This window comes from Arthrobacter sp. MDT2-34-1 (assembly GCF_059091365.1).
Genome location: NZ_JBNHGO010000003.1, coordinates 441,534 through 466,180 on the forward strand (window position 1 = coordinate 441,534; position 24,647 = coordinate 466,180).

Annotated in this window: 21 protein-coding genes; 9 read left to right on the forward strand and 12 right to left on the reverse strand. The window is 69.2% G+C overall.

Translation table 11 applies throughout. From position 1 onward, the window contains the following. Window positions 1-2 precede the first annotated feature (2 nt). From AC5RVV_RS15360 to AC5RVV_RS15370, 3 genes are read left to right on the forward strand one after another with little or no spacing between them, the layout of a single operon-like run. On the forward strand, window positions 3-1,313 hold the full coding sequence (locus AC5RVV_RS15360; protein ID WP_494002251.1) for an NAD(P)/FAD-dependent oxidoreductase: 1,311 nt from the start codon (window positions 3-5) through the stop codon (window positions 1,311-1,313). A gap of 39 nt (window positions 1,314-1,352) precedes the next feature. Next, window positions 1,353-2,123: an HD domain-containing protein gene (locus tag AC5RVV_RS15365; RefSeq protein ID WP_494002252.1), complete on the forward strand. Its 771-nt coding sequence runs from the start codon at window positions 1,353-1,355 to the stop codon at window positions 2,121-2,123. Then, window positions 2,120-3,664 (forward strand): aldehyde dehydrogenase family protein, encoded by a 1,545-nt coding sequence (locus tag AC5RVV_RS15370; RefSeq protein ID WP_494002253.1) that lies wholly within the window; start codon window positions 2,120-2,122, stop codon window positions 3,662-3,664. The genes AC5RVV_RS15365 and AC5RVV_RS15370 overlap by 4 nt, the downstream gene beginning before the upstream one ends. Window positions 3,665-3,700: 36 nt before the next feature. On the opposite strand, the gene AC5RVV_RS15375 is transcribed toward AC5RVV_RS15370, so the two are convergent. Beyond that, a complete protein-coding gene (locus AC5RVV_RS15375; RefSeq protein ID WP_494002254.1) occupies window positions 3,701-4,720 on the reverse strand; it encodes a glycosyltransferase family 4 protein in 1,020 nt (339 codons plus the stop codon). A gap of 160 nt (window positions 4,721-4,880) precedes the next feature. Then, window positions 4,881-7,028 carry an amylo-alpha-1,6-glucosidase gene (locus AC5RVV_RS15380; RefSeq protein WP_494002355.1) on the reverse strand — a complete coding sequence of 716 codons (2,148 nt, stop codon included), beginning with the start codon at window positions 7,026-7,028 and terminating at the stop codon, window positions 4,881-4,883. 371 nt (window positions 7,029-7,399) lie between these two features. On the opposite strand from AC5RVV_RS15380, the gene AC5RVV_RS15385 reads away from it, so the two are divergent. The 3 genes from AC5RVV_RS15385 (at window position 7,400) to AC5RVV_RS15395 (ending at window position 8,456) form a co-directional block, all read left to right on the forward strand. Then, window positions 7,400-7,753: a DMT family transporter gene (locus AC5RVV_RS15385; protein ID WP_494002255.1), complete on the forward strand. Its 354-nt coding sequence runs from the start codon at window positions 7,400-7,402 to the stop codon at window positions 7,751-7,753. Next, complete coding sequence (locus AC5RVV_RS15390; protein WP_494002256.1) at window positions 7,753-8,070, forward strand: DMT family transporter; 318 nt, start codon at window positions 7,753-7,755, stop codon at window positions 8,068-8,070. The genes AC5RVV_RS15385 and AC5RVV_RS15390 overlap by 1 nt, the downstream gene beginning before the upstream one ends. A gap of 77 nt (window positions 8,071-8,147) precedes the next feature. Beyond that, window positions 8,148-8,456 carry a hypothetical protein gene (locus tag AC5RVV_RS15395; protein WP_494002257.1) on the forward strand — a complete coding sequence of 103 codons (309 nt, stop codon included), beginning with the start codon at window positions 8,148-8,150 and terminating at the stop codon, window positions 8,454-8,456. 24 nt (window positions 8,457-8,480) lie between these two features. On the opposite strand, the gene AC5RVV_RS15400 is transcribed toward AC5RVV_RS15395, so the two are convergent. Both AC5RVV_RS15400 and AC5RVV_RS15405 read right to left on the reverse strand, forming a co-directional pair. Continuing rightward, window positions 8,481-9,335: a TspO-related membrane protein gene (locus tag AC5RVV_RS15400; protein WP_494002258.1), complete on the reverse strand. Its 855-nt coding sequence runs from the start codon at window positions 9,333-9,335 to the stop codon at window positions 8,481-8,483. Window positions 9,336-9,361: 26 nt separating this feature from the next. Beyond that, window positions 9,362-10,021 carry a DedA family protein gene (locus tag AC5RVV_RS15405; protein ID WP_494002259.1) on the reverse strand — a complete coding sequence of 220 codons (660 nt, stop codon included), beginning with the start codon at window positions 10,019-10,021 and terminating at the stop codon, window positions 9,362-9,364. A gap of 46 nt (window positions 10,022-10,067) precedes the next feature. Between AC5RVV_RS15405 and AC5RVV_RS15410 the strand changes: the two genes are divergently transcribed. Continuing rightward, window positions 10,068-10,589 carry an O-acetyl-ADP-ribose deacetylase gene (locus tag AC5RVV_RS15410; protein ID WP_494002260.1) on the forward strand — a complete coding sequence of 174 codons (522 nt, stop codon included), beginning with the start codon at window positions 10,068-10,070 and terminating at the stop codon, window positions 10,587-10,589. On the opposite strand, the gene AC5RVV_RS15415 is transcribed toward AC5RVV_RS15410, so the two are convergent. From AC5RVV_RS15415 to AC5RVV_RS15425, 3 genes are all read right to left on the reverse strand, one after another. Further along, entirely contained in the window at window positions 10,586-11,497 is a 912-nt protein-coding gene (locus tag AC5RVV_RS15415) for an FRG domain-containing protein (RefSeq protein WP_494002261.1), read from the reverse strand. The two genes, AC5RVV_RS15410 and AC5RVV_RS15415, sit on opposite strands and share 4 nt — an antisense overlap. Then, window positions 11,497-12,240: an MBL fold metallo-hydrolase gene (locus AC5RVV_RS15420; RefSeq protein WP_494002262.1), complete on the reverse strand. Its 744-nt coding sequence runs from the start codon at window positions 12,238-12,240 to the stop codon at window positions 11,497-11,499. Before AC5RVV_RS15420 ends, AC5RVV_RS15415 begins: the two co-directional genes overlap by 1 nt. Before the next feature lie 61 nt (window positions 12,241-12,301). Continuing rightward, complete coding sequence (locus AC5RVV_RS15425) at window positions 12,302-13,183, reverse strand: manganese catalase (RefSeq protein WP_494002263.1); 882 nt, start codon at window positions 13,181-13,183, stop codon at window positions 12,302-12,304. A gap of 279 nt (window positions 13,184-13,462) precedes the next feature. On the opposite strand from AC5RVV_RS15425, the gene AC5RVV_RS15430 reads away from it, so the two are divergent. Continuing rightward, the gene (locus AC5RVV_RS15430; RefSeq protein ID WP_494002264.1) at window positions 13,463-13,810 is read left to right on the forward strand and encodes a hypothetical protein; all 348 of its coding nucleotides are present in this window, start codon (window positions 13,463-13,465) and stop codon (window positions 13,808-13,810) included. Here AC5RVV_RS15430 and AC5RVV_RS15435 read toward each other — a convergent pair. Then, the gene (locus AC5RVV_RS15435) at window positions 13,807-14,850 is read right to left on the reverse strand and encodes an SDR family NAD(P)-dependent oxidoreductase (RefSeq protein WP_494002265.1); all 1,044 of its coding nucleotides are present in this window, start codon (window positions 14,848-14,850) and stop codon (window positions 13,807-13,809) included. The genes AC5RVV_RS15430 and AC5RVV_RS15435 overlap by 4 nt on opposite strands. A 328-nt stretch (window positions 14,851-15,178) precedes the next feature. Here AC5RVV_RS15435 and AC5RVV_RS15440 point away from each other — a divergent pair, with 328 nt between their 5' ends. Continuing rightward, window positions 15,179-15,658 (forward strand): DUF4383 domain-containing protein, encoded by a 480-nt coding sequence (locus AC5RVV_RS15440; protein ID WP_494002266.1) that lies wholly within the window; start codon window positions 15,179-15,181, stop codon window positions 15,656-15,658. A gap of 48 nt (window positions 15,659-15,706) precedes the next feature. Here the strand turns inward: AC5RVV_RS15440 and AC5RVV_RS15445 are convergent, their stop codons facing one another. From AC5RVV_RS15445 to AC5RVV_RS15460, 4 genes are all read right to left on the reverse strand, one after another. Continuing rightward, a complete protein-coding gene (locus AC5RVV_RS15445) occupies window positions 15,707-16,702 on the reverse strand; it encodes an RluA family pseudouridine synthase (RefSeq protein ID WP_494002356.1) in 996 nt (331 codons plus the stop codon). Window positions 16,703-16,746: 44 nt separating this feature from the next. Then, window positions 16,747-18,699, reverse strand: coding sequence for a DUF6541 family protein (locus AC5RVV_RS15450; protein ID WP_494002267.1), 1,953 nt, complete (start codon window positions 18,697-18,699; stop codon window positions 16,747-16,749). Window positions 18,700-18,844: 145 nt separating this feature from the next. After that, window positions 18,845-19,633 (reverse strand): Fpg/Nei family DNA glycosylase, encoded by a 789-nt coding sequence (locus AC5RVV_RS15455; RefSeq protein ID WP_494002268.1) that lies wholly within the window; start codon window positions 19,631-19,633, stop codon window positions 18,845-18,847. Next, window positions 19,626-24,599: an Lhr family helicase gene (locus AC5RVV_RS15460; protein WP_494002269.1), complete on the reverse strand. Its 4,974-nt coding sequence runs from the start codon at window positions 24,597-24,599 to the stop codon at window positions 19,626-19,628. Before AC5RVV_RS15460 ends, AC5RVV_RS15455 begins: the two co-directional genes overlap by 8 nt. Between the last annotated feature and the right edge of the window lie 48 nt (window positions 24,600-24,647).

Genomic DNA, 24,647 nt, shown 5'->3' on the forward strand with positions numbered 1-24,647 from the left:
TCATGGAAACCACCACTACAACGACGACGGCGGCCCCCGCCCAGGCGGCGGAGGGTGCCGTGCAAACCGGGCTGCTGATCATCGGCGCGAGCCAGTCGGGAGTCCAGCTGGCCGTTTCACTGCGGGCGCTCGGCTTCACGGAGCACATCACGCTGCTGGGCGAGGAAAACCACCGGCCATACCAGCGCCCGGCCCTGTCCAAGGAGTTCCTGCAGGGCACGGTGGAGAGCGAATCGCTGATCTTCCGGTCGAACCAGTACTGGGCGGAACACAACGTGGCCCTGGTCAAGGGCGAGCGGATTGAGCGGATCGAGAAGGAAGCGGACGGCTCCGGGGTGGCGCACGCGGTCTCCGGGGCGCAGTTCCCGTTCCGCCGACTGGCCCTGACCGTGGGCGCCCGGGCCCGCAAGCTCCAGGTGCCCCGTGCGGATCTGGACGGCGTGGTCTACCTGCGCAACGCCGACGACGCCCTGGCGCTGAAGGCCCAATTGGAGGGCGTGCGGGACGCGGTGGTGATCGGCGGCGGCTTCATCGGACTGGAGGCTGCATCCAGCCTGCACAAGATGGGCAAGAACGTCACCGTGCTTGAGTACGGGCCGCGGCTGATCGGCCGGGCCGTGGGGGAAGAAACGAGCGACTACTTCCTGACCGCGCATCGTGAACGCGGCCTCGACATCCGGCTGAACTCCCGCATCCGGGAACTGGTGCCGGCGGACGGCGGGGGCAGGGTAGGCGGCGTCGGACTCGACGACGGCACCGTCGTTGCCGCCCAGCTGGTGTTGGTGGGCATCGGCGTCGTGCCCAACACCGAGCTGGCCGAGCAGTTGGGCCTGGAGGTGGACAACGGCATCGTGGTCGACCGGCACGCGCTGGCCTCCGACGGAACCACGGTGGCGGTGGGCGACGTGGCCAACATGCCCAATCCGCTGCCCGGCTCCCCGGAGGGCGAGCGAATTCGGCTGGAAAGTGTGAACAACGCGATCGAACACGCCAAGGTCGCCGCCTATTCGCTGATGGGCCGGCGGGAGGACTACGCCGGGATCCCGTGGTTCTGGTCGAACCAGGCGGACCTGAAGCTGCAGATCGCCGGCCTGACGCTGGGCTACGACCGGACCGTTGTCCGCCGCGACGACGAGCGCGGCAAGTTCTCCGTCCTCTACTACCGCGACGGCCGGATCATTGCCGCCGACTGCGTGAACGCCCCGCTGGACTTCATGGCGGTCAAGAACGCCCTGGCCAAGGGCCAGAACATCCCCGCGGACGCGGCAGCCGACCCCGCCGTCGTCCTCAAGACCATTGCGACGGACGACTGACTGCCCGCCGTGCGGCTGCACGACAAGGAGACCCACCCCATGAGCACCCCCGAGACACAGACCCCGGAGGCCAAGGGCCAAACCCCGGCATGGGCCGCCGGCGGCCAGCCAGACCCCGCCGAGGATCCGCGCGCCGCCGCCTTCGCGGCCGCCCACCCCGTGCGGCCGCTGCCGGCCACGGGCGACATCGACACCACGCCCATCGCCACCACCCCGGCGGCCGCCGGCGACCTGGACCCGATCTGGCAGGCCGTGGTGCCGGAGACACGCACCCGCGCCAACGACATCCACCTGCCGATTTCGCTGGCCTTCGCCGAGCGGCTGTGCCGGGCGTACCCGCAAGCCGACGCGGAACTGGTCCGGGTAGCCGTCCTGCTGCACGACACCGGTTGGGCGCACGTGGACGAGGAACGGATCCTCTCCGAGGGGTTCACCGGCGACTGGCGCAAGGCGGCCATCCGCTTCGAGCACGAGGCCGAGGGCTGCAAGGTGGCACGCACGGTGCTGCCCGGCCTCGGGTATTCGGAGGAGTTCGTCGACCGCGTCTGCGAGATCATCGACGGCCATGACACCCGCCATGTGCCGTACTCGCTGGAGGACGCCCTGGTCCGGGACGCCGACCGGCTGTGGCGGTTCGACCACGCCGGCATCGCGGTGGCCGCCTCCTGGTTCGGCATGACGCCGGCCGTCTACACCGACCGGCTCGGCGCCGAAATCATTCCGGAACTGATCACCGAGGCCGCCCTTGCCATGGGAACGGCCGACCTGGAACGTTCCAGGGCCCTGCTGAAGACAGGAGTCATCCGATGACCACCACCCCCGGCACCGCCAGCCCTGCACCTGGGGGAGCGCCGGCGTCGTCCGCCCCGCCCGCCCTCGCCGCGCGCGCAGCGTTGCACCTGCCCTACACCCACGTCGACGACGTCTTCATCGACGGCGCCTGGGTCCGCGCCCGCGGCACCGGGCGCAATCCGGTGACCGACCCGGCCACCGGCGAGGTCTGGGGGTCGGTGCCGGACGGTACCCCCGAAGACGTGGACGCCGCCGTGGCCGCGGCGCGGCGGGCCTTCGACTCCGGCCCGTGGCCGACGCTGGCGCCGTCCCAACGCGCGGCGTATTTGCTGCGGATTGCGGACGAAGTCGAGAAGCGGTCCGAGGAGCTCTCGCTGACCAACACCCGCGAAAACGGTTCGCCGGTCTCCGAGTCGTCCCGGGCCGCCGGCAATGCCGCAGGAATCTTCCGATACTTCGCCACCCTGGCCGGCTATCTCGAACACGAGGACGTGCGCCCGTTCCCGCACGGCGGCGGCGAATCCGTGGTGCGCCGGGATCCGGTGGGGGTGTGCGGGCTGATCGCGCCGTGGAACTTCCCGATCAACCTCATGGTGATCAAGCTGGCGCCGGCGCTGCTGGCCGGCTGCACCGTGGTGATGAAACCGGCCTCGCCCACGCCGCTGTCCTTCCGCCTCATCGTTGACGCCGTGGCCGCCGCCGGAGTGCCGGCCGGCGTGGTCAATCTGGTCACCGGGTCGGGCAGGCTCGGCGACACCCTCGTCAAGCATCCCGGCGTGGACAAGGTCGCCTTCACCGGTTCCACCCCGGTGGGACGCAAAATCGCCGCCGCCTGCGGCGAGCTGCTGCGCCCCGTCACGCTGGAACTCGGCGGCAAGTCCAGCGCGGTGGTGCTCGAGGACGCCGACCTGGACGAGATGTCGAAGGTGCTGATCCGCTCCAGCATGCGCAACACGGGCCAGACCTGCTACATCTCCAGCCGCATCCTCGCCCCGGCCGCGCGCTATGACGAGGTGGTGGACATGGTGACGGCGACCATCGCCGCCGGCGTCCAGGGCGACCCGCTGGACCCGGCCACGGACTTCGGCCCGTCGGCCACCGAGTCGCAGTACCGGACAGTGCTCGACCATCTGGAGGCGGCCAGGGCCGAGGGGGCCAGGGCCACCACCGGCGGGCGGGCGGCGCGGCTCGGCGGCGGGCTCGAGGGCGGTTACTTCGTGGAGCCCACGGTGTTCGCCGACGTAACCCCGGACATGCGCATCGCCCGCGAGGAGGTCTTCGGGCCGGCCCTGGCCGTGTTGAAGTACACGGACCTGGACGAAGCCGTTGCGCTGGCGAACAACACCGGGTTCGGGCTGGGCGGACTCGTGTTTGGCCAGGACCAGGACGCGGCGCTCGCCGTGGCCGATCGCATGGACACCGGCTCGGTGGGCATCAATTTCTTCGCTTCCAACCACTCCGCTCCGTTCGGCGGCAGGCACGACTCGGGCCTCGGCACCGAGTACGGGATTGAAGGACTCAACGCCTACGTCAGCTACAAGTCCATCCACCGTCGCTAGCCCTGTGCGGCCGTCGCCTGGCCCGTCCCGCCGTCGTTAGGTTTGTCTGGCCAGCAGCCGGGCGTAGAGGTTCAGGTGGTCAGCCGTCATGCGTGCCGCGCTGAAGCGATCCTCGGCGGCCGCCCGGCAGGCGCGGCGGTCCAGCGCGGCGGCCTGGGGCAGGAACCTGGCCAGTTCCCGATGGTCCTCGGCCAGATGCCCGGTGGCGCCGGGCTCGACGATTTCCCGGGCGGCTCCCCGCGGCGTGGCGACCACGGGGGTCCCGGCGGCCAAAGCCTCGATCATGACGAGGCCGAAAGGCTCGGCCCACTGGAGCGGGTTCAACAGGGCGACCGCCTCGCCCAGCAACCGGTATTTGTCGCCGCCGGCGACTTCGCCGAGGAACTCCTCATCCGGCCCGAGCATGGGTTCGATGACGTCGTGGAAGTACCGCAGTTCCTCGGGCTCGCGCATCTTGGCGGCGATCTTCAACGGCATCCCCGCCATGCGGGAAATCCCGATGGCCTCGGCCACTCCCTTGTCCGGACACATCCGGCCCAGGAAACAGGCGTACCCGCCCCCGCCCGCGCCCACCGGGATGGCGGCGGTATCGATCCCGTGGTGAATGACGGCGGAGACGTCGAGGCCGGTACCGGCCACCTGCTGGTGAGAGATGGCGACGAGGGCGACGTGTCGTTCCGCGGCGCGGTAGATACCGGTCAGCTGCGCGGTCAGCCCGGTGTGGATCGTCATGACCCCCGGCACCGAACCCGGCCGGTCCCGGTAGAACGGCCCCGTCAGGGTGTGGTCGTGGATCAGGTCGACGCCGTGGAGCCCCTCGTAGGCGCGGATGATGTGGTGGAGCTCCGACCAGTTGGTCCCGATGGCCTCCGGATCGGACGGCTCCGTGCCCGGCACCAGGGGAACGGGGCATGTGCTGTCGGCGGCGGCGGCCAGCACCACGTCGTGTCCTGCGTCCACGAAGCCGCGGGCGAGGTTGTCAACGACCTCTTCGATACCGCCGTAGCCGCCCGGCGGAACCGGAAACCACGGTGGGGCGATCAGCCCGATACGCATCGTTGGCCTTTTCTCCCGGAGGGGCTCCGGCGTACGACTGCGCAGCCGGGGTTGGCGAGGCGCGCAGGTTCGACGCCTGTGGTCCGGCGGAGCGGCGGCCGGTCACCGGCGGCGGGCGGCGCGGGCCGCAAGGGTCGGCCAAGCAGGGCATCGAGGCGGCTCATCTGTCCCCGGCGGAGCTTTCAGACCCTTCCGTTTCCCGGCCGCTGAGCACCAGCAGCTCCGCCAGCGGCGACCGCGCGCCGTGACGCACCCTCACCTCGGGAGCCAGGCCCTCCACCGTAAAAGTTTTCCCGGTGGCGGCCAGTGACACCCGGGATTTCCCGAGCAGCAGGTTGTCCGCGCGGAACGAGCCGAAGTCTGCCGGAATCTCAGGAGCGAGCCACAGCTCACCCGCCGGGAGATAAGGATCCAGGCGCAGGAGCATGCGCATCAGATGGACCGGCGAGGCGGCGGCCCAGGCCTGCGGCGAGCAGGACGTGGGGTAGGGCACGGGCACGTCGTATTCGCTCCGGTCGAAACCGCAGAACAGTTCGGGCAACCGTCCGTCGAAGTGAACGGCGGCATCAAAGAGCCCTCCCGCCACCCTCCGGGCCTCCTCGACAAACCCGTAGCGCATCAACCCGCTGGCGACCAAGGTGCTGTCATGGGGCCACACGGAGCCGTTGTGGTAGCTGACCGGGTTGTAGGCGCCCATGTCCGATGCCAGCGTCCGGATCCCCCAGCCCGTGAACATCTCGGGGGACATGAGCCGGGCGGCCACTTGCGGTGCCTTGTCGTCATCGACGATGCCCGACCACAGACAATGCCCCATGTTGGAAGTGCAGGCGTCCACCGGCCGCTTTTTTCCGTCCAGGGCCACGGCGTAGTACCCCAGGTCGGGAAGCCAGAAGCGCTCGTTGAACTCCTCCTTCAGCCTTGCCGCGCGGCGCCCCCACTCGGCGGCAAGGTCCTGATCACCGGCCGCGGCGGCCAGCAGGCCGCGGCCGATGTAGGCGCTGTAGACATACCCCTGAACCTCGCACAGGGCGATCGGCGGCTCTGCCAGCCGCCCGTCGGCGAAGTTAATGCCGTCCCAGGAATCTTTCCAGCCCTGGTTGAGCAGGCCGTGGGGAACAGCCCGGTTGTACTCCACAAAGCCGTCACCGTCCCGATCCCCGAAGTTTCGGATCCAGTCCAGCGCACGGTCCGCGTGCGGCAGCAGCGACTGCAGGACGTCCCGCTCCATGCCCCAGCGGTTCAACTCCGACATCAGGACGACGAAGAGGGGAGTCGCGTCCGCCGTCCCGTAGTACGCCGCGTGGTCGCCCAAAACTACTCCGGCCGCCACTCCCAGGCGCACCTCGTGGAGAATCCGGCCGGGCTCCTCCTCTGTATCGGGATTGAATTTGGTGCCCTGCCGGGCGGCGAGCGTCTGCAGCGTCCCGCGTGCCAGCGAGGGGTCCACGGGCAACGCCATGTAGGCGGACAGGAGCGAGTCCCGGCCAAAGAGCGCCATGAACCAGGGGGCACCGGCGGCAACCACGGCGCGTCCCGGATGGGCGGGGTCGAAGATCCGCAGCGCACCGAGGTCCTCGTGGCTTCGCCGCAGCACCGCTTCAATGTCGGTGTTGGCAATGTCCAGCTGCGGCGTTGATTCCCCCCAGGCCCGGTGGCGGCGTGCCGCTTCCAAGTCGGCGACGGAGCCGGTGGCGACGAACGGCTCGGCGGGCCGGTCCTGTTCCACCAGCGGAGTGACGATGACGCTCGTGGACCACTTCCCGCGCGCCGGGATGATTGCCTCGAAGTGGAGCACGTCCTCGTTCACTGCTGCGCCGCGCCCGTGCACGAGGATGCCGCGCCGGCGGCCGCGGCGTACTACTTCGAGCTGGAGCTCATCGCCGCGGGCCTGCCGGACCAGCGGGACCGCAGGCGCCGCCCGCCCGCCTTTCACGTCAAAGAGGTCGGCAAAGTCGGCTTCCACCCGCAACTCCAGGACGCACTCCGCCGGCAGGGCCGAGTGATTGGTCACCACCAGGTCCTCACGCAGGCCGGCCCCGACGAGGCGTTCGCGTTCGACCACCAACTGGGAGTCGGCCAGGCCGTCCGCTCGGCGGGCCCGCCCGACGAAGAGCGCACGGTACGGCTCCAACACGCGGGACAACAGGGGTTCGAGGGGAAGCCCGTTGACGGTCAGGCACCAGCCGGACAAGATCCGGGTGTCTTGGTAGAAGGCGCCCTGCGTCAGGCCGGGAAACATGTCGCCTCCCGCCGAGGAGATGCAGAAGGACGAACCCTCCACCACCGTCACCGCTCCGCCAGCGCTCATCGGCCCGGCCGCGGTATCGGCATTCCAGCCGCCGTCGGACTGCGCCTGCCCCGGCGCGGCGCCTTCTTGTTGCGGGGATGCAGGGGCGATCGATTGCTTTTCCACAGTTGACTCTCTTGAACTGCGCAGCGGAACCCTGATGCTGAAACCGGCTGTTGAGGGAGGCTGCTCCGGCGGCCCGCCTCAGCGGTTTCTCTTTATTTGATGTTCTGGCGGATTAGTACGTCAAGATGGCGGCGCCATAATTCCGGTTCGTCCTGCCTTTTGCCCGGGCACGGTGCGCGCCCCGCCGTCATACCGCACCCGGCGATCCGTGCTCCGGGCGTGCAATGAACCCCGTAACCTGTTGTGCTGGTGGGGGAGGTTGATAGATGAAGAATTGGTTGCTCCTCGCGGGAGCGATTGTTTGCGAGGTGGCGGCGTCCCTGTCGTTGAAGGCTGCCTTGGATTCGCCGGGAATGTACGCGGTGGTGGTCGCCGGCTACGTCACGTCGTTTGCGCTCCTCGCCGCCGTCCTGCGTGCGGGAGTGCCCGTCGGGGTCGCCTACGGGATCTGGGGTGCGCTCGGCGTCGCCCTCACGGCCGTCCTTGCGGCAGTGTTGTACCAGGAACCGTTAACGGCCTTGATGGTTGCCGGTATGGCGCTCGCCGTCGCCGGGGTGGTGCTCGTGCAATGGGGCGGGCACCGGGCTTCGTCGCGCCGGGCAGAGCGGGCGCGTACCTAATGGCCTGGGTCTTCCTCGCTGTCGCGATCGTCCTGGAGGTAGCCGCCACGCTCTCGCTGCGGGCCAGCATCGACGGGCACAAAGCCTGGCTGGTGGCCGTCGTGTCGGGCTACCTCGTAGCCTTTACCTGCCTGTCCTTCGCCCTGCGTCAGGGGCTGGGAATCGGGATTGCCTACGGCATCTGGACTGCCTGCGGCGTGGCCTTGACGGCGCTGGCCGGAAAGTTCCTCTTCGACGAGCCGCTGACAAAGCTGATGGCGGCCGGAATCGCCTGCATCGCGGCCGGCGTGCTGCTGATCGAACTGGGCACGCCGTGACGCCCTCCGCCACAGGGCTGCGAACGCGCCCGGTTGACCGCCGAGGCGGGTGGCCCGGACGGAGCTAAAGTTGAGGGATGCCATCCTTCCGCGCCCAGTTGGAGATCACCGGACTGCGGCCCGGCAACCCTCCGGAAGCGGTAATGGACGCCGCAACGGCAGCTGTGGGTTCCGCCCACGTGGTGGAAGCACACCAGTTGGACGTGGTGGCCGGCGTCCCGCGGATCACCGTCCGCTTCACCGTTGAAGCCAACGCTTATGCCGTGGAGAACCGCCAGGCGTTGCAGGCCGGCGCCAACATGCGCCACGCGGTTGAAGAAGTCGCCGGTACCGCCGGACTGGCCGTGCTGCGCCGCTCGCGCGGCAAGTGGGCTCCGGTCCGCTAAGGGGGAGATGCGCCGCCCTCGGGGTTAGTCCAACGGTTCGCCCCGGCGGATGGCGAGGCGCTCGGCATGCCCCACCTGGAATCGGCGGGACATGCCGCACACGAGCACGAAGAACAGGCCGAAGCCGGCCGCCATCGCCACCGGCGGGGACGGTGAATCGCCCAGGAAACGGTCGTAGAGCAGCCAGCCCAAACCCCAGCAGACTGCCAGCACCACTGCCATCCGGCCGCGGCCGGTCATGGCTGCCACGGCCGCGGCAAAGGACACGGCCGCCACCGCCAGCACAGCCCAGGCCGCGGCGCCCCAGCCGAACAAGTCGGCGCCGCGACCGGTCAGCCAATCCGCGGCATGGACCGCCGCTGCGAGCAGCATCCACCCGGTGAAGAGACCGATCGGAGCATCCGCCAAGAGGGCTTCCACCGGTTCCCGGCCGGGGTGGCGGGTCAGTCCGTAGACCGCCCAGCCCAGGGATGCCAGCACCAACAGGGTAAGGGCCAGCGTCAGCCCCGCCTGTCCGGCCCGCGCTGCCACGACGGTGCCCGCGGTCAGCAGCATCGCCGCCGCGACCGGCCATCCGGTGGAGCGCTGCCGTGCCGACTCGCGCACGGCCGGCCACCACTGGAAGATCATGTAGCCGAAGAGGCCCAAATAAATCAGCGACCAGATCTCGGCTGCACGGGCGTCCAGCGACAGCAGGGTCCGGTCGGGGGAGGGAGGCCCGCCGCCCGCATCATGGATCGGGATGCCGCCGAGCAGGCCCACGCTGCTGGCTCCTGCCAGCAGGCACGCGACCAAAGCGACGGTCACCGCGCACTGGCGTGCCAGGTCGGCGGCGAGCAGGGATCGAAGCCGGCGGACCGGGGGCAGGGCGGTAGCCATCAAGGGTTCCATGGAAGGCGCAGTTTTCACTCTGCTCCCAGGTCGGCGGAAGGGGATGCGGCGGGACGCGGGACGACGGCGTCGGCAGCGCCAGCGGCACGCAGGTAGGCCCGCCGGCGGAAGCCGATCACGGCCGTGATCACCGAAGCCACCAGGACGCCCACCACCGTCCCGATCAGGATGTTGACCCAAAACGGGAAGGTGGACACCGTGCCCGCGACGTAGCCCAGCCCGATCATCCACGCGGCCCACAGCACCGATCCGGCGGCGGAGGCGAGCAGGAACGGCTTGAACGGCACATCCGCCAGCCCGGAGGCCGCAACCGAGGCCGTCCGGCCGCCCGGGATGAAACGGGCCGCCACCACCGCGGCGTAGGTGGAGGATTCACCCGCTTTGCTCAGGGCCAGCGTCACCCCTCGGTCGATCATCCGGCCCCAGCTGTAACGGTTAAGCCAGGCGTTGACGCCGCGCTGAAACAGCAGGAAAAGCAGGAGGTCGCCGAGCCAACTGCCCAGCACCGCGGCCAGGATAACCAGCGGCAGGATCAGATCACCGTTGGCCAGCAGGGTGCCGCCGCCGATCACTATCACTTCCGACGGAGATGCCGGCATCGCGGCGTCGAGAATAACCAGCAGCAGCGTCATGGGGTAATACACCCACTGCAGCGGCCCCTCGGGAATCTCCATTGGCCCAATCTATCGGGAATACAGGCCCGGTGGCAGACTGGAAAAGATGGAAATCCGCATCCTTGAAGGCGACATCACCCAGCGTCAGGTGGACGCCATAGTGAACGCCGCCAATTCCAGCCTGCTCGGCGGCGGGGGAGTGGACGGGGCCATCCACGCCGCCGCGGGACCGCAACTGCTGGAAGCCTGCCGCCTGCTGCGCGCCACCGAACTGCCGGACGGGCTGCCGCCGGGCCACGCGGCGGCCACCGAGGGCTACTTCCTGCCGGCCAAGTGGGTGATCCATACCGTGGGGCCAAACCGCCGCGCCGGCCAGACCGACCCGGAGCTGCTGGCCAGTTGCTTTCGGGAATCCCTCCGCGTGGCCGACGGGTTGCGGGCCGAGACGCTGGCGTTCCCGGCGATCGGTGCCGGCGTCTACGGCTGGGATGCGGAGACGGTCGCCCGCCGCGGCATCGGCGAGGTTCTCAAGTACGACGGCGGCGGGATCCGGGTGGTCGAATTTGTCCTGTTTTCGGCGGGGCTGGCGGAGACCTTCCGCCGCGTCCACGCGGAACTGGGCGGTTAGCCCTTATCCCGGAGGCCGTAGTAGCGGCGCAGCCACAGCGAAAGACCGTCCAGGCCCGGGAAGAGCACCCGTTCGGTGACATTGGCCTGGTCAAGGTGGTCCCGGATGCGCCACTTGAGTGTCGCCGGGATGATGATCTTGCGGTAGATCCCGGGATGGCGCCCCAGCCACTCGTCCAGGCCCGCCGATGAGTCCGACATGGTGGAAAAGATCGCCGCCTGGTTCACGATCCGCTCGTCCAGCGACGGCGGTTCGAAGAACAAGGGCACGCTCCGCCCGTCCGCGTCGGTGAAACGGTCGAACTCGTCCAGGGTGAAGGCGGCACGGGAGAGAACGCCGGTGGTGAACAGGCCGCCGCCCAGTGACTCGACCGCGGCGCGCAGTTCCTCGGGCAGCGTGCGGTGGGCGGCCGCATAGTCGACGCACCAGACGGCACCGTCCTCGTCGTACCTGCTCGTGTCCCGGGTGGCGAAGTGCAGCGCCACGTAGGGCGAGTGCGACCAGTCCAGCAGCCGGGTCGGCAGGCCATGGTGCTGGGCGACGCTCAGCCAATTCCAGTCCGAGTCCCCGGGTGAGGTGTCCCGGTGGGCGTACTTGCGGAAGTTGCGCAGGATGTGCCGTTCCACATCTGTCTCCTGCTGCCCGCGCAGCCGGACCAGCCCGGTGGAGAGATCCCGGGCGGCGGAGGTGTGACCGCGGTAGGCAACCGTCGGCCTGAACTTCCCCTGTGAGGATTGCCAACGGCTCTCGGTCAGGGTGGCGATCAGGCCAAACAGGTCGTCGCCGTCCGGGCGGACGACGGACTCCTGCCCGCCTCCCGCGGCGGCAGGGCCGTTTCCGGCCACGCCTCCCGCGGGGGCAGGGCCGTTTTCGGCCACGCCTCGCGCGGGGTGGCCGTTTTCAGCCATCAGGACGGTCCGCGCTCGATGGCCTGCTGCACCGCCGAAGCGATGCCGCCGGCGAACGGCTCCCCGTGGCCCGGGAGGGCGATTCGTGCCTCCGTCTGCGCCAAGGCCTGGAGCGACTGGAGTGCTTGCCGAGTGTCCGCGGTGGCGGCGCCAGCTACTATGTGCGGTCCGCGAGCGCCGGTATACGGGTCGAGGGTGACCAGCGCGTCGCCGGTGATCAAGGCCCCGCGCCCGGGGAAGTGCAAGGCGCAGTGCCCGGCAGTGTGTCCGGGAGTGGGCACCACCGTGGGTGCGCCGGGCAGCGTTGCGGCGGCACCGTCGTCGAGCGTCCGCAGGTCCGTGACACCCTTGACCATGAGCGCGCCGGCTGCCGTCATCCGGCTCAGGATGGGTATGCACCGGGGGTACTTGACGGGATAGATGAGGCGGTTTTTCTCGTGCTTGTACCGGTAGGGATGGGCGGCGATGTAGTAGTCGCCGGGGTGGCAGTACACCGGGACGTCGAGGTCGTGCTGCAACCGGGCGGCAAACCCCACATGATCGAAATGGGCGTGCGTCAATACCAGGGCACTGATGTCGCGGGGCGAACGGCCCAGCTCCCGGATGGCTGCCACGGTCATCTTCCACATGGCCGGCAGTCCGGCGTCGACCAGCATGATTTTGTCGCCGTCCTCGACGATGTAGAGGTTCACTTCGGCATGGCCGACGCGGTGGATGTTTTCGGCGACGTTGCGTTGAAACATATCTGCCTTTCGGAGTCAGGGCATCCCCGCGGCGCTGCCGGCCGCGGGGATGCGTGGCGTGCTATTCCTTGCGCAGCTTGTCCTGGACTGCCCCGGCAGTCTTCTCGACCAGGTTGGGAAGCTCCGTGGTCCCGTAAAAGCGTGCGTCCGGGTGGGTCGGCTTCGGCATCGGGGCGGCAGTGGTGGGGCCGTCGTGGTAGGTGAACTCGCCCTTGCCGTCGGGGGAAGCCCCGCTCGCCCAGGACCCTTGTGCCGCGGCGGCCCCGTCGGAGAAGTTCTGGTACTGGTAGGCCACGTCCCGGTTCTCTTTGGACAGCGGGAAGTTGCTCGGCACCGGCAGGGTTTCGGACCCCTCTTCCTGGAGTTCCCGTGCCGCGGCGATCCACTGGTTCTGGTGCATGGTGTCCCGGGCGAGCAGGAAGGAGAGCATATCGCGCACGCCGTGGTCGTCCGTCATGTGGTAGAGCCGGGCTACCTGCAGCCGGCCCTGCATCTCGGCGTTCGCGTTGGAGGTGAAGTCTGCGAGCAAGTTGCCGCTGGCGGTGATGTAGCTTCCCGACCAGGGGTTTCCGTTGCTGTCAACCGGGCGGGCGCCCGCCCCTGCGACGATGGCCTGCTGGACATCGGTTCCGCCCACCACCGCGGCGATCGTCGGATCAGATTGGACTGCTTCGTCGGTGATGCCGAGCGGGGCTTTCTCCAGCAGCTGCGCAATCATCTTGGCCAGCATCTCCACGTGGCCGAACTCCTCCGCGGCAATGCCGAAGAGCAGGTCCTTGTACTTGCCGGGGATGTGGATGTTCCACGCCTGAAAGCTGTACTGCATGGCGACCGTGATCTCGCCGTACTGACCGCCCAGGACCTCCTGAAGTTTTCGGGCGTAGACGGCGTCCGGCTGGTTTGGTTCGGCTTTGTATTGGAGCTCTTGTTTATGGAAGAACATCTGCGGCAACCTCCGCGAAAATGGGCTCGCCGTCGCTACTGCCAACTCATCTGTCCGGGCTGGCCACGTGCGGGCCGGATGCCTTCCACGCTAGGCACGCTGAATTTAATAAGCAACCTTAGTGACCGGCAGCGGGGTGCCCGGACTTCGATTGAAGCCAGTCCTTCGGCAGCACGCGGGTCAAGGCGGCGAAGCGTGGATTTTTCATAGGCCCCTGCGGCACAATTGCCGCAGGCACACCGCCCAGATCCACTCCGACGACGGCGAGAGGTGTTCCGTATGCGCCAGGCAGGTTTGGCCGTCGCCCACGGCGTGTTCAACGTGGCCTTCGGGGTGTGGCCACTGCTGCACTACCGCAGCTTCGAAGCGGTGACCGGGCCGAAAGCGGAGCCTTGGCTGGTCAAGACTGTCGGCGGCCTCATGATTGCGGCGGGCCATGCGCAGATCAGGGGCGCCGGGACTTCCGACGGCACAGCCGCTGCCCGGCGGATCGGCATGGGGGCGGCTGCCACCTTTGCGGCCGTCGACATCCTCACCGCGGTGCCCGGACGGATCAGTAGGATCTATCTTCTCGACGCCGTGGTCGAGGCCTGCTGGCTGGTCGCCTGGGCGCGGCGCCCGGTCTAAGGGCGTCGCCGCTTGCGGGTTCCGCGGAGCCCGGCGCGCGGGTGCCGCCGCTTCCGCGTCCTTCGGTAACCGGCCACCGCCAGGCCTGCCAGTCCGCCGGCCATCACACGGGCGCGTCCCGAACGCCAGTTCCCGCTGACTTTGTTCGACGGCGGATCCGGGGCGAAAACAGTCCCCGCCGATGGCGCGACGCCCTGTCCCCGAAGTGCCAGGGTGTCCATGAGTGGCCCCGATACGCGGTCGTGCAGGCCCGGGAACCAGCGCTGGAACGGAATGAATACGTGCTGGAGCCGGCCCACCACCACCTGGCGGCGGGGCTTTGAGGCCATCCGGGCGATGACACTGGCCACCCGGTACGGGCTGACGACCGGAGGGAGGGGGTGGATGCTGCGGCCGGTGTAGTTGGCCGCGTGCTGGAAGATCGGAGTGTCGACGGTGGCGGGCAGGACGGTGCAAACGTGGATGTCCTTCTCGTCGAGCAGTTCCGGTCGCAGCGCGTTGGCCAGCCCCAGCAGCCCGGCATTGCCGGCCACATACGCGGACACGTAGGGCGTGCTGATCTTGGAGTAGACCGAGCCGACGAGGATCAGGACTCCACGCCGCTGCCGTCGGAATTGCGGCAGCACGGCCCGAATGCTGTCGGCCTGGCTTAGCAGGTTCGTCTCGACTATCTTCCGGAACACGTCGGCCGGTGTTTGTTCGAACGTGCCGTAGCCATAAACGGACGCAGCCCCGATCCACACGTCGATCCGCCCGAACCGGTCCAGCGCAGCTTGAACCAGCCTCTCGGAGCCGCCCTCATCCGTGATGTCGGTGGGCACCGCGATGGCCTGTGCCCCCAGCCTTGAGCACTCGGTTGCCGCCTCGTCGAGGCTGGAGGCGCTGCGCGCCGCCAGCACCAGGGCAGCTCCGCGCTTGGCAAGGATCCGGGCTGTCGCCCTGCCGATTCCGCTGGAGGCTCCGGTGATCACGGTGACCGGGCCGGTGGTCTGATCGGTGGACCGGCCGGTTGCCCGGCTACGGGGTGATTGCTCTGCCAATGCTTCTCCTCGCCTGGCCCTCTGGCGGACGTGGCATCAGCGTAGACCGCTACCCCGGGCCTGGCTAGGCGGCGGAGGGGGCAACCACGGCCGCCGGGCTTTCCAGCACTCTGCCGGGCCGGGACCGCCGGCCGGCAGGAGTTGCCGCACCTGGCTATATCCGCAGCATAGGCAGCGGATTATCCGCAGGAAAGGCAGCCGAATTCGGCTGAGACTGGCTGCGGGGGCTTAACTAGTAAGCAAGCTTATTGTAGAGTGTTTTGATCAGGGTCCATATCGAACGGCGTCGGGGCACGCACCTGCCAAGGCGTCAGAGGGGAAGATCGCCATGGCAAGAGAAGGCAACGTCCAGGCCCGAAGCACCGGACGGACCCCGCTCCAGACGGCGGCAATGGTCTTCGGTGCCGTTTTTCTGTTGATCGGGCTCTTGGGCTTCATTCCGGGAATCACCTCAAACTATGACCAGATGTCATTCGCGGGACACCAGTCCGAAGCCATGCTGATGGGCGTGTTCCAAGTTTCGATTCTGCACAACATCGTCCACCTCCTGTACGGCGTGGCAGCATTCGCGCTCGCGAGGACTGTGTCCGGTGCCCGGAACTTCATGATCTGGGGCGGCGCGGTCTATCTGGTCCTCTGGCTGTACGGCCTGTTTATTGACCAGCAGAGCGCAGCCAACTTCGTGCCGCTGAACACCGCAGACAACTGGCTGCATTTCGTCCTGGGCGTGGTCATGATCGCCCTGGGCCTGCTGCTCGACCGCCGGCGGGACACCAGCGCGCGCGGAACCGCTGCCGGCCGGGCCTGAAGCGGCCGAATCCCGTAGTAGTCCGCCAGGCCCGAATCCCGTAGTCCGCTAGGCCTGCCGGGCAGGGGCGAACGCGCCGCCGGCAGCAATTGCTCCGGCGGCGCTATCTGCTGCCCCTCCGCGTCGTGCTGCCCATTCGGCTGGCGCTGCCCATTCGGACAGTTCCAGTTGGCTGCGGTATTCCACCGGTCGTCCGCTGATCGGGTCGGTGAAGGAGATGCCGCGGGCCAGTAATTGCAGGGGACGCTCGAAGTCGTCAGGAGCCTGGTCCAGCAGCACCGGGTAGAACGGGTCGTGCAGGATCCCGATGCCCAGTGACGCCAGGTGCACGCGCAGCTGGTGGGTCTTCCCGGTATGCGGTTCCAGTTTGTAGCGGCCCAGCCGTCCGCGCTGTTCCAGCAACTCGATCCGGGTCTCCGCGTTGGGCTCTCCCTCGACGACCTCGGCCAGCAGGTAGGTGCGGGACTTGACCATGCGGTTCCGCACCGTGTGCGGGAACTGCAGCCGCGGATCCACCGGTGCGATGGCCTCATATTCCTTCTGCACCAAGCGTTTCTCGAAGAGCACCTGGTACTTGCCGCGGGTGGCGGGATTAGTGGAGAAGAGCAGCACTCCGGCGGTGAGGCGGTCCAGCCGGTGCATGGGAATCAGATCCGGGATATCCAGTTGACGGCGCAGCCGGACCAGCGCCGACTCCTGGATGAAGGTGCCGCCGGGGGTGGTCGGAAGGAAATGGGGCTTGTCCACCACCAGGATGTTCGCGTTCTGGTGGAGAATGCTGATCTCCACGGGCAGCCGCTTCTCCCGCGGCAAGGTCCGGTAGTACCAAATGAACGTGTGGGCATCCAGCGGGGTGGTCCGGTCCAGCACGGCTCCGCCTTCGCCGACGATCTCGCCGCGGTCGAAGCGGTCCCTGATACCGTCGGGATCCACATGGCCCCACCGGTGCAGCATGTAGTCCAGCGCCGTTTCCCACGGTCCCTCCCCGGGGAGGCGCAGGCGGGTGGCGTTGACGCCGTCACGCACCGGTAGCGGGGATTCCATCACCCATCAAGGGTACCGGGTGGCACCACACGCAACCGCAATGCTCAGGGACAGCCGGTGACCCGGTAGAGTTTTGCTTCGCCTTCGGAGTCCACCAGCTCGAACCCGTTGGCCTCGGTCAGCTCCTGCAGGCCCGGCACCGAGGTCCTCTCGCCGGGGTGCACCGAGTGGTCTCCGAAGTCGAGCACGAACTGCACGTTCTGGGCCTCGACGGCGGCGCACACCGCCGGATCCGTCTTCATCTGATCCAGCTTGTCCATGATGAGCTTGCCGTCCACCCGCGGCGACGTAACTCCCGACGGGACCAGCGCGGGACGCCCGGTGTAGGCGTAGGACAGCGAGGCGCCGGTGAGCGGGTTGCCGGCGATGACCGCGTCTTCCGGTACGTGGGCGGGAATCCGCTTGATCAACGCGAGCTCGTCCGCGGTGAGCAGGTGGGAGCTGTCCGTGAACCGGTACTTGGCGGCGGCCTCGGAAATGCCCCGCTGCACGGCAAACAGCGGCACCACTGCCAAACTGGCGACCACCAGCAGGCCTGTGGCGGCCGGCCGGAACCACGACGGCTGCTTCTTCTCGCGACGAACCAGCGTGGCCCGGAAGAAGGAGCGCGCCGTCCCGGCCAGTGCGACGCCGCCGATGGCTGCGATCAGCAGTCCGGCCACCGGAAGCATGGCGCTGATGCGGAAGAAGTCGTTGTACCAGATACCGGTCACCCACCAGCGCAGGCCCGGCATCTGGTGCCAGTTGCCGATCACGTAGAGGGCAGCCGCGATAGCGTACATTGCCAGCGCGAAGCGGTTTTTGCGGAGATTGAAGACGACCGCGGCGCCCACGATCGTCAGGACGGTCGCGAGGATGGAGATGGGGCGCTCGAGCGGCGAATGCAGCACCACGTCGGCCAGGGCCTCGGCGGCACTGCCCAGGTTGTCCCAGTTGGTGCTGCTGCTGCGGGCGGGCCGGAGCGTCATCCAGAGCGCGGCCAGCACCACCAGATAGGCGACGGTGCCCGCCAGGGCGCGCCGCCGTCGTCGTTGTTCTCCGGAGCGCAGCGCCGGGTGGGCGGCCGCGAAGACCGGCGGCACCGAGAGCGCCAGCAGTCCCATGATGGTGGCGGGATGGGACAACGCCATGCCCGGCAACAGTCCAACCAGCAGCAGCACGTTGCCTTCCGTTGACACACGCGTGTGCACGCCCACCCGGAGCAGTTGCAGCACCACCCCCAGCGCGGCCGGAAGCATGGCGATGGAGAGCATGAACGGATAGACGACGCCGAACTCCAGCAGCAGGTAGGGGAAGCTGCTGTAGGCGAGCGAGAGCACCGCGGCGACCAGCAGCGGCATGGTGCGTTCACCGGTGATCCGGCTGACCAGGAACAGGCAGCCGCTGCTCCAGATTCCGGTGATCAGCACCAGGTTGGTGATGTTGATGGCGGCCGCGGGCTGCAGCCCCGCGGTGATCATCACGAGGGAGACCACGTCGTGCCAACCCGCCGGGTAGAAGGTACCCCGGTCCGTGGTGCCCAGATAGCCCAGCGTCAGCGAGGAGGCGTTGCCCGAGTCGGAGATGTAGCGCAGCGCGTTGAGGTGGAAGATGTTGTCGTGCGACTGCGCGATGTTGTCCGGGGCGCCGAAGATCCAGAGCATGGCGGCCGCCAGCGGCACGGCCGACACCGCCCAGGCCAGCACGACCGACCGCCAGGGGGCCGGCCGGTCCGGGGTTTCGGGATCGCGGTGCAGGCGGTGGCCAACGCTGCGGCGGAGCAGCCAGAGCAGGACGGCCACGACCACGGTCACGGCCAGAAGTTGCGGCCAGGCCCAATCCAGCCCGACCAGGCGGCCAAGCTCGGCGGCGACCACGATGGCGGTGACGCCGAACGGGCCGGCCAGTGCGACCAGGGACAACCGGCGCAGGCCGAGCACTGCACCCCAGAGCAGGCCGGGTCCGAAGACGAGGACGATGGCCAACAGCGCGGCCGGAATCGTCTGCAGCCAGCTCATGGGCCCCCTTCGTCGGTCATCGTCACCATATTACGGTTTGTGCCGCCCGGCCGCCGTCGGAGCAGGCCACGGGGGCCTGTGGCAGGCGGAGGGCGGCCCCCTGCACCGGGGGCGGAGGGGGTGTGTCGGGCGAACGCCCCGCGCGTCAGGGAGCCAGCGGTTGGCAGTGCGGGCAGAAGTAGACGTCGCGCTGGTCGGCGTCGGTATTGCCTTGCTGGTCGTGGACAACCGGGGTGCCGCAGCGGCCGCACGGCCGGCCGGCCCGCCCGTAGACCCAGAACGATTCGCGGCGGGCGGGCGACGCGGTGGTGCTGCGGCTGCCGCGATCCTTGTTGACCTCCAGCAGTTGCTTGGACTTCAACACCATGGCAGGGAGATCCGGCACCTGGCCCACCGGGGTGGACGGGTGCACCCGGGCAATGAAACAGACCTCGCAGCGGTAGACGTTGCCGATCCCGGCGAGGTTGCGCTGGTCCAGCAGGGCCAGCCCGATCGGGCGGTCCGGTTCCTGCCGCAGCCGCCGCAGCGCCTCCGCCTCGTCCCAGTCCGGCCCAAGCAGGTCGGGACCGAGATGCCCCACCAGCGTGTCTTCCTTGGTCCGCGGCACCACGTCCAGCGCGGCCAGCGCGAAGCCAACCGCCGTCGTCGCGCCGGTGGAGAGGATGAGGCGGGCCTGGAAGGCGGGTTTGCGCCAGCGCTCGCCGGGTTGGTAGATCTGCCAGCTGCCGTCCATGCCCAGATGCGAGTGCACCGTCAGCGGGCCGATCCGCATCAGCAGGTGCTTGCCGCGGGAGCGGACTTCGTCCACGGTCTGCCCGGACAGGTCCAGCGTGGCATAGCGCGGCACGCGGAAGTCGCTGCCGGTGAGCTCTTGCCCGGCCAGCGCCGCATGCAAGCGCCGGGCGGCACGCCAGATGGTGTCCCCTTCAGGCACGGAACCTCAATCCCCGTGGGGTGGAATAGAAGCCGGCATCCATCAGCGCATGGGCCAGCGGCGTGTCCAGGATGCCGGCCCCATTGACCTTTTCCACGGCCATCTTGTCCGCGGCACCGCGACGGATCACCTGCACCAGGGCCCGGGCACACAACGCCAGCGCCTCCTCGTCCTCGGTGAAGGCCAGCAGCGTCTTGCCGCCACGTTCCGCGTAGAGGGCAAGCTCTCCGTCCACCAGGACCACCAGCGCGCCCGCCTTGCGGCCGGGCCGGTGGCCGGAGTCCTGCGGGGGCCAGGGCAGGGCGGCCCCATAGGGGTTGGCCGGATCGGTCGCAGCTAGGGCCACGGCCGACGGCGCCTGCTCACCCAGCTGCGCATCGCGGCTGAAGGAGCGCAGCCGGTCAACGGTGGGGGAGACCGCGAACTGGGCCGCCCCGAGGTGTTCGATGAAGTAACCGCGGCGGCAGCGGCCGGTTTCCTCCAGTTTGCCCAGCACCTTGTACATCAGCCCGAACCCGCCCGGGATCGACTCGGCGGCCACCGAGCCGCGGGTGACCACGCCGTAGCGGTCCAACAGCAGTTCGGCGGTGGCATGTGCGCGCACGGTGGGGTCGGTCTCCGGCGCCGGCAGCAGCGACCAGCGCCCCGCGACGGTCGGTGGCGAGGTGCGCGGCTGGCCGGGACCCCTGCCGGTACCCGCCCCGGCGCCGCCGGGTTGCAGGCCGGTCCCGTGCAGTCCGGGCAGGCGTCCGAGCCGGCCCAGCCGCGCCGAGCGTGCCCGCGGCGGTGCGTTGCGCTGCCGGTGCGAGGTGGTCCCGCCGGCCAGCAGCGAACGCACCGGGGCGAACGTGTCGTTGGTGATCCGCCCGGCCCACAGCAGGTCCCACAGCGCGCTGGCGACGGCGTTGTCCCCCGGTTGGGTGCCGCTGGCCGCGAGCAGGTCGGTGAGCTGTCGGAAGAAGTAGGCGCCGCCGTAGCCCCCGGTCCCGGAGAGCGCGTTGAGCAGTTCGTATTGCAGCACGCTGGGTTCGAAATCGGGCTGGGGATTCAGCGTCAGGTGCGCGGCGTCGGCCAGATGCAGGCTGATCCAGCCGTCGTTGCCGGGCATCGACCCGGCGCCGGAGATCAGGATTTCGCCCGTGGCGGTCAGCTCGTCCAGCATGGCTGGGGCGTAGTCGCTCACGCGGGACGCCAGGATGAGGGGTTCCCACGCCGACGCCGGGATGGGTACCCCGGACAGTTGGTCCACCACCGTGACTACGCCGTCCAGGCCGCGTAGCTTCGCCCCGACGTTCTGCCAGGTCGGCAGGAACCGGCCATAGGTGGCAGGATCCACCGGTTCGACTTCCTTGCGCAGGGCGGCCAACGACCGGCGGCGGATCTTGCGCAGCACCTCGACGTCGCACCATTCGGTCTGGCGCTGATCCGTCGGGGCCGGAGAAGCCACGTCGGCCGTGCCGTGGGTTCCGCCCTCCTCAGCTGGCGATGCGCCGCCGGGCCGGAACTCGCCTTCGACCACGCGGCCGTCCTTGAGCAACCGTTGTAGCGCGGTGTGCACCACGGCGGTGCCCAGGCCCAGCCGCCTGGCACATTCGGCGGCGGTGAACGGGCCATGAGTGCGGGCGAAGCGGCTGACCAGGTCGCCGAGCGGGTCGGCCACCGGCTCGATGAACGCCAGCGGCACGCCCACGGGCAGCGGCACGCCGAGGGCATCGCGCAGCCGGGCCGCGTCTTCCACCGCCGCCCAGCGTTCGCCGCCGGCGACGCCCACCTTCAGGGCGCGGTTGGCCCTCGCCAGCTCGGCGACCAAGGGTTCGACGTCGGCAATCCCGACGGGCGCGGAGCCGGCGGGAACGGGTCCGTCGACCGAGGCATCCGTCGGCCCATCCGCCGGTCCGTCCATCGGCGCATTCACGGGTCCGCTCGCCGGTTCGGCGGGCCGGACGCGGGCTGCGATCTCCGCCGTCGTCAGCGGTCCCAGCAGCCGCAGCAAGTCGGCGATGCCCTCCGCGCCCCGCACCTTGCGGTCCTCGGTCAGCCGCTGCAGCTCCTGCTCGGTTTGGGCGATGATCCCTTCGTCCAGCAACTCACGCAGTTCGGCCCGGCCGAGCAGGTCGTTGAGCAGGCCCGGGTCCAGCGACAGGGCCGCGGCCCGGCGCTCGGCCAGCGGGGAGTCGCCTTCGTACAGGAAGCTGGCCACGTAGCCGAAGAGCAGCGAGCGGGCGAACGGCGACGGCTGCTGGGTGGTGGTTTCCACCAGGCGCAACTCCCGGCGCTCGATCCCGGCGGCAATCTCCTTGAGCGCGGGCAGGTCGTAGACGTCCTGGAGGCATTCGCGCACCGTCTCGAGGATGATCGGGAACGTCGGGTACTTGCGCGCCACATCCAGCAGCTGGGCGGAGCGTTGGCGCTGCTGCCAGAGCGGGCTGCGCTTGCCCGGATTCTTGCGCGGCAGGAGCAGGGCGCGGGCGGCGCATTCGCGGAAGCGGGAGGCGAAGAGCGCGGAACCGCCCACCTCCGCGGTGACGATCTGGTCCAGTTCCTCGGGGTCGAAGAGGAACAATTCGGCGCCGGGCGGCTCTTCTTCCATCATGGGCACGCGCAGCACGATTCCGTCGTCGGCGGCCATGGCGGAACCGTCCAGCCCGTACCTCTGATGCAGCCGGGCGCCGACCGCCAGCGCCCAGGGCGCGTGGACGGGCATGCCGAACGGGCTGTGCAGCACCACGCGCCAGTCGCCGAGCTCGTCGTGGAAGCGCTCCACCACCAGGGTGCGGTCGCTGGGAACATCGTTGGTGGCCTGCTGCTGCTCGGCCAGGTAGGCCAGCAGGTTCCCCGCTGCCCAATCGTCCAGCCCGGCGGCGGCCAGCCGCTCGCGTGCCGGCTCCTCGGCCGTGCCGGACACTTCCCGGACGAAGCGGCCCAGCGCCCGCCCGAGCTCCACCGGCCTGCCCAGTGAATCGCCCTTCCAGAACGGCAGCTTGCCCGGCTGCCCGAAAGCGGGGGAGACGAGGACGCAGTCGTGGGTGATGTCTTCGATCCGCCAGCTGGTGGCGCCCAGCGCGAAGACGTCGCCCACGCGGGATTCGTAGACCATTTCTTCGTCCAGCTCGCCCACCCGGCGGCCGCCGCTGTTCTTCGCGTCCTCGGAGCCCACCAGGTAGACGCCGAACAGTCCGCGGTCCGGGATGGTTCCGCCGGAGGTCACGGCCAGCCGCTGCGCGCCGGGCCGGCCGGTGATGGTCCCGGCGACCCGGTCCCAAACGATCCGCGGGCGCAGTTCAGCGAATTCGTCGCTGGGGTAGCGCCCGGCCAGCAGGTCCAGGGTGGCCTCGTAGGCGGAACGCGGCAGCGTGGCGAAGGGCGCGGACCTGCGCACGACGTCGAACCATTCCTCCACGTCGACGGCGCCGAGGGCGGTGGCGGCCACGGTCTGCTGGGCGAGGATGTCCAGGGGATTGGCGGGGATATACAGGGGCTCGATGCGGCCGGCAAGCATCCGCTCGACGGTCACCGTGGTATTGACCAGGTCCTGGCGATGCTTGGGAAACAGCACGCCGTGGGAGACCTCGCCGACCTGGTGCCCGGCACGTCCTACCCGCTGCAGGCCGCTGGCCACGGACTGCGGGGATTCCACCTGCACCACCAGGTCCACGGCACCCATGTCGATGCCCAGCTCCAGGCTCGAGGTCGCGACCACGCAGCGCAGACGTCCGGACTTCAGGTCGTCCTCGATCTGCGCGCGCGCCTCCTTGCTGACCGAGCCGTGGTGGGCTCGGGCGAGGACGGCATCCGCGCCGGAGGCCGAACCGGCCTGGGCCATGATCTGGGCCGGCGGCTTGGTCTGCGTGCGGGAACCGGAACCGGAAGCTGAACCCGAACCGGAACCGGAACCCGAGCCGGGCCCCGGACCGGGAGCGTTCTCGGCAGCGTCGTCATGGGCGGCGGCGGTGCCCCAGACGTCCTCGCCGGACAGCGGGAGGGACTCGCGTTCGGTCCAGATTTCGTTGAACCGGGCGGTGAGCCTCTCCGCCAACCGGCGCGAGTTGGCGAAGACGATGGTGGACCGGTTTTCGGCGATCAAGTCCACGATCTTCTCTTCGACGTGCGGCCAGATGGACGCGGGCTGCGCGCCGGCGCCCAGTTCCTCCTGGCTGGGCGAGGCCAGCGCGGTCATGTCCTCCACCGGCACCGTGACCGTCAGGTCCCATGACTTCCGGGCGGGAGGGGCGACAATCTCCACCGGGGAATTGCCGCCCAGGAACCGGGCCACGGTATCCAGCGGCTCGACGGTCGCGGAGAGGCCGATCCGCTGGGCGGGCCGCTGCAGCAGGGCGTCCAGCCGTTCCAGGGTGACAGCCAGGTGGGCGCCGCGTTTGGTCCCGGCCACGGCGTGGACTTCATCGATGATCACGGTGTCCACCGACGCCAGGGTTTCCCGCGCCCTGGAGGTCAGCATCAGGAACAACGATTCCGGCGTGGTGATCAGGATGTCCGGCGGGTGGGTGAGCAACCGGCGCCGTTCATTGGGCGGGGTGTCACCGGAACGGACGCCGACGGTGATGGACGGGGCGGGCAGGTCAAGCCGTTTGGCGGTCTGGGTGATGCCGATCAGCGGCGCGCGCAGGTTCCGCTCCACGTCCACACCCAGCGCCTTGAGCGGCGAGATGTACAGCACCCGGGTGCCGCCGGACTCCTCGCGGGCGGCGCGTCCCCGTTTGGGCGCCGCTTCCGGCACAGCGGCGGGAGGTTCGGCCTGCGTCTGTGCCCGGGAGATGAACGTGTCCAGCGCCCAGAGGAAGGCCGCCAGGGTCTTGCCGGAACCCGTGGGCGCCACCACCAGGGCATGGGAGCCGGCGGAAATGGCGTTCCACGCACCGGCCTGTGCGTTGGTGGGCGCGGCGAAGGCGCCGGCGAACCACTCGCGGGTGGCCGGGCTGAAGCGTTCGAGCACAGACGTCGTCATACCGATGTCTTGAGCCTAGCGGCCGGCACCGACGCTGTGCAGTTCCCG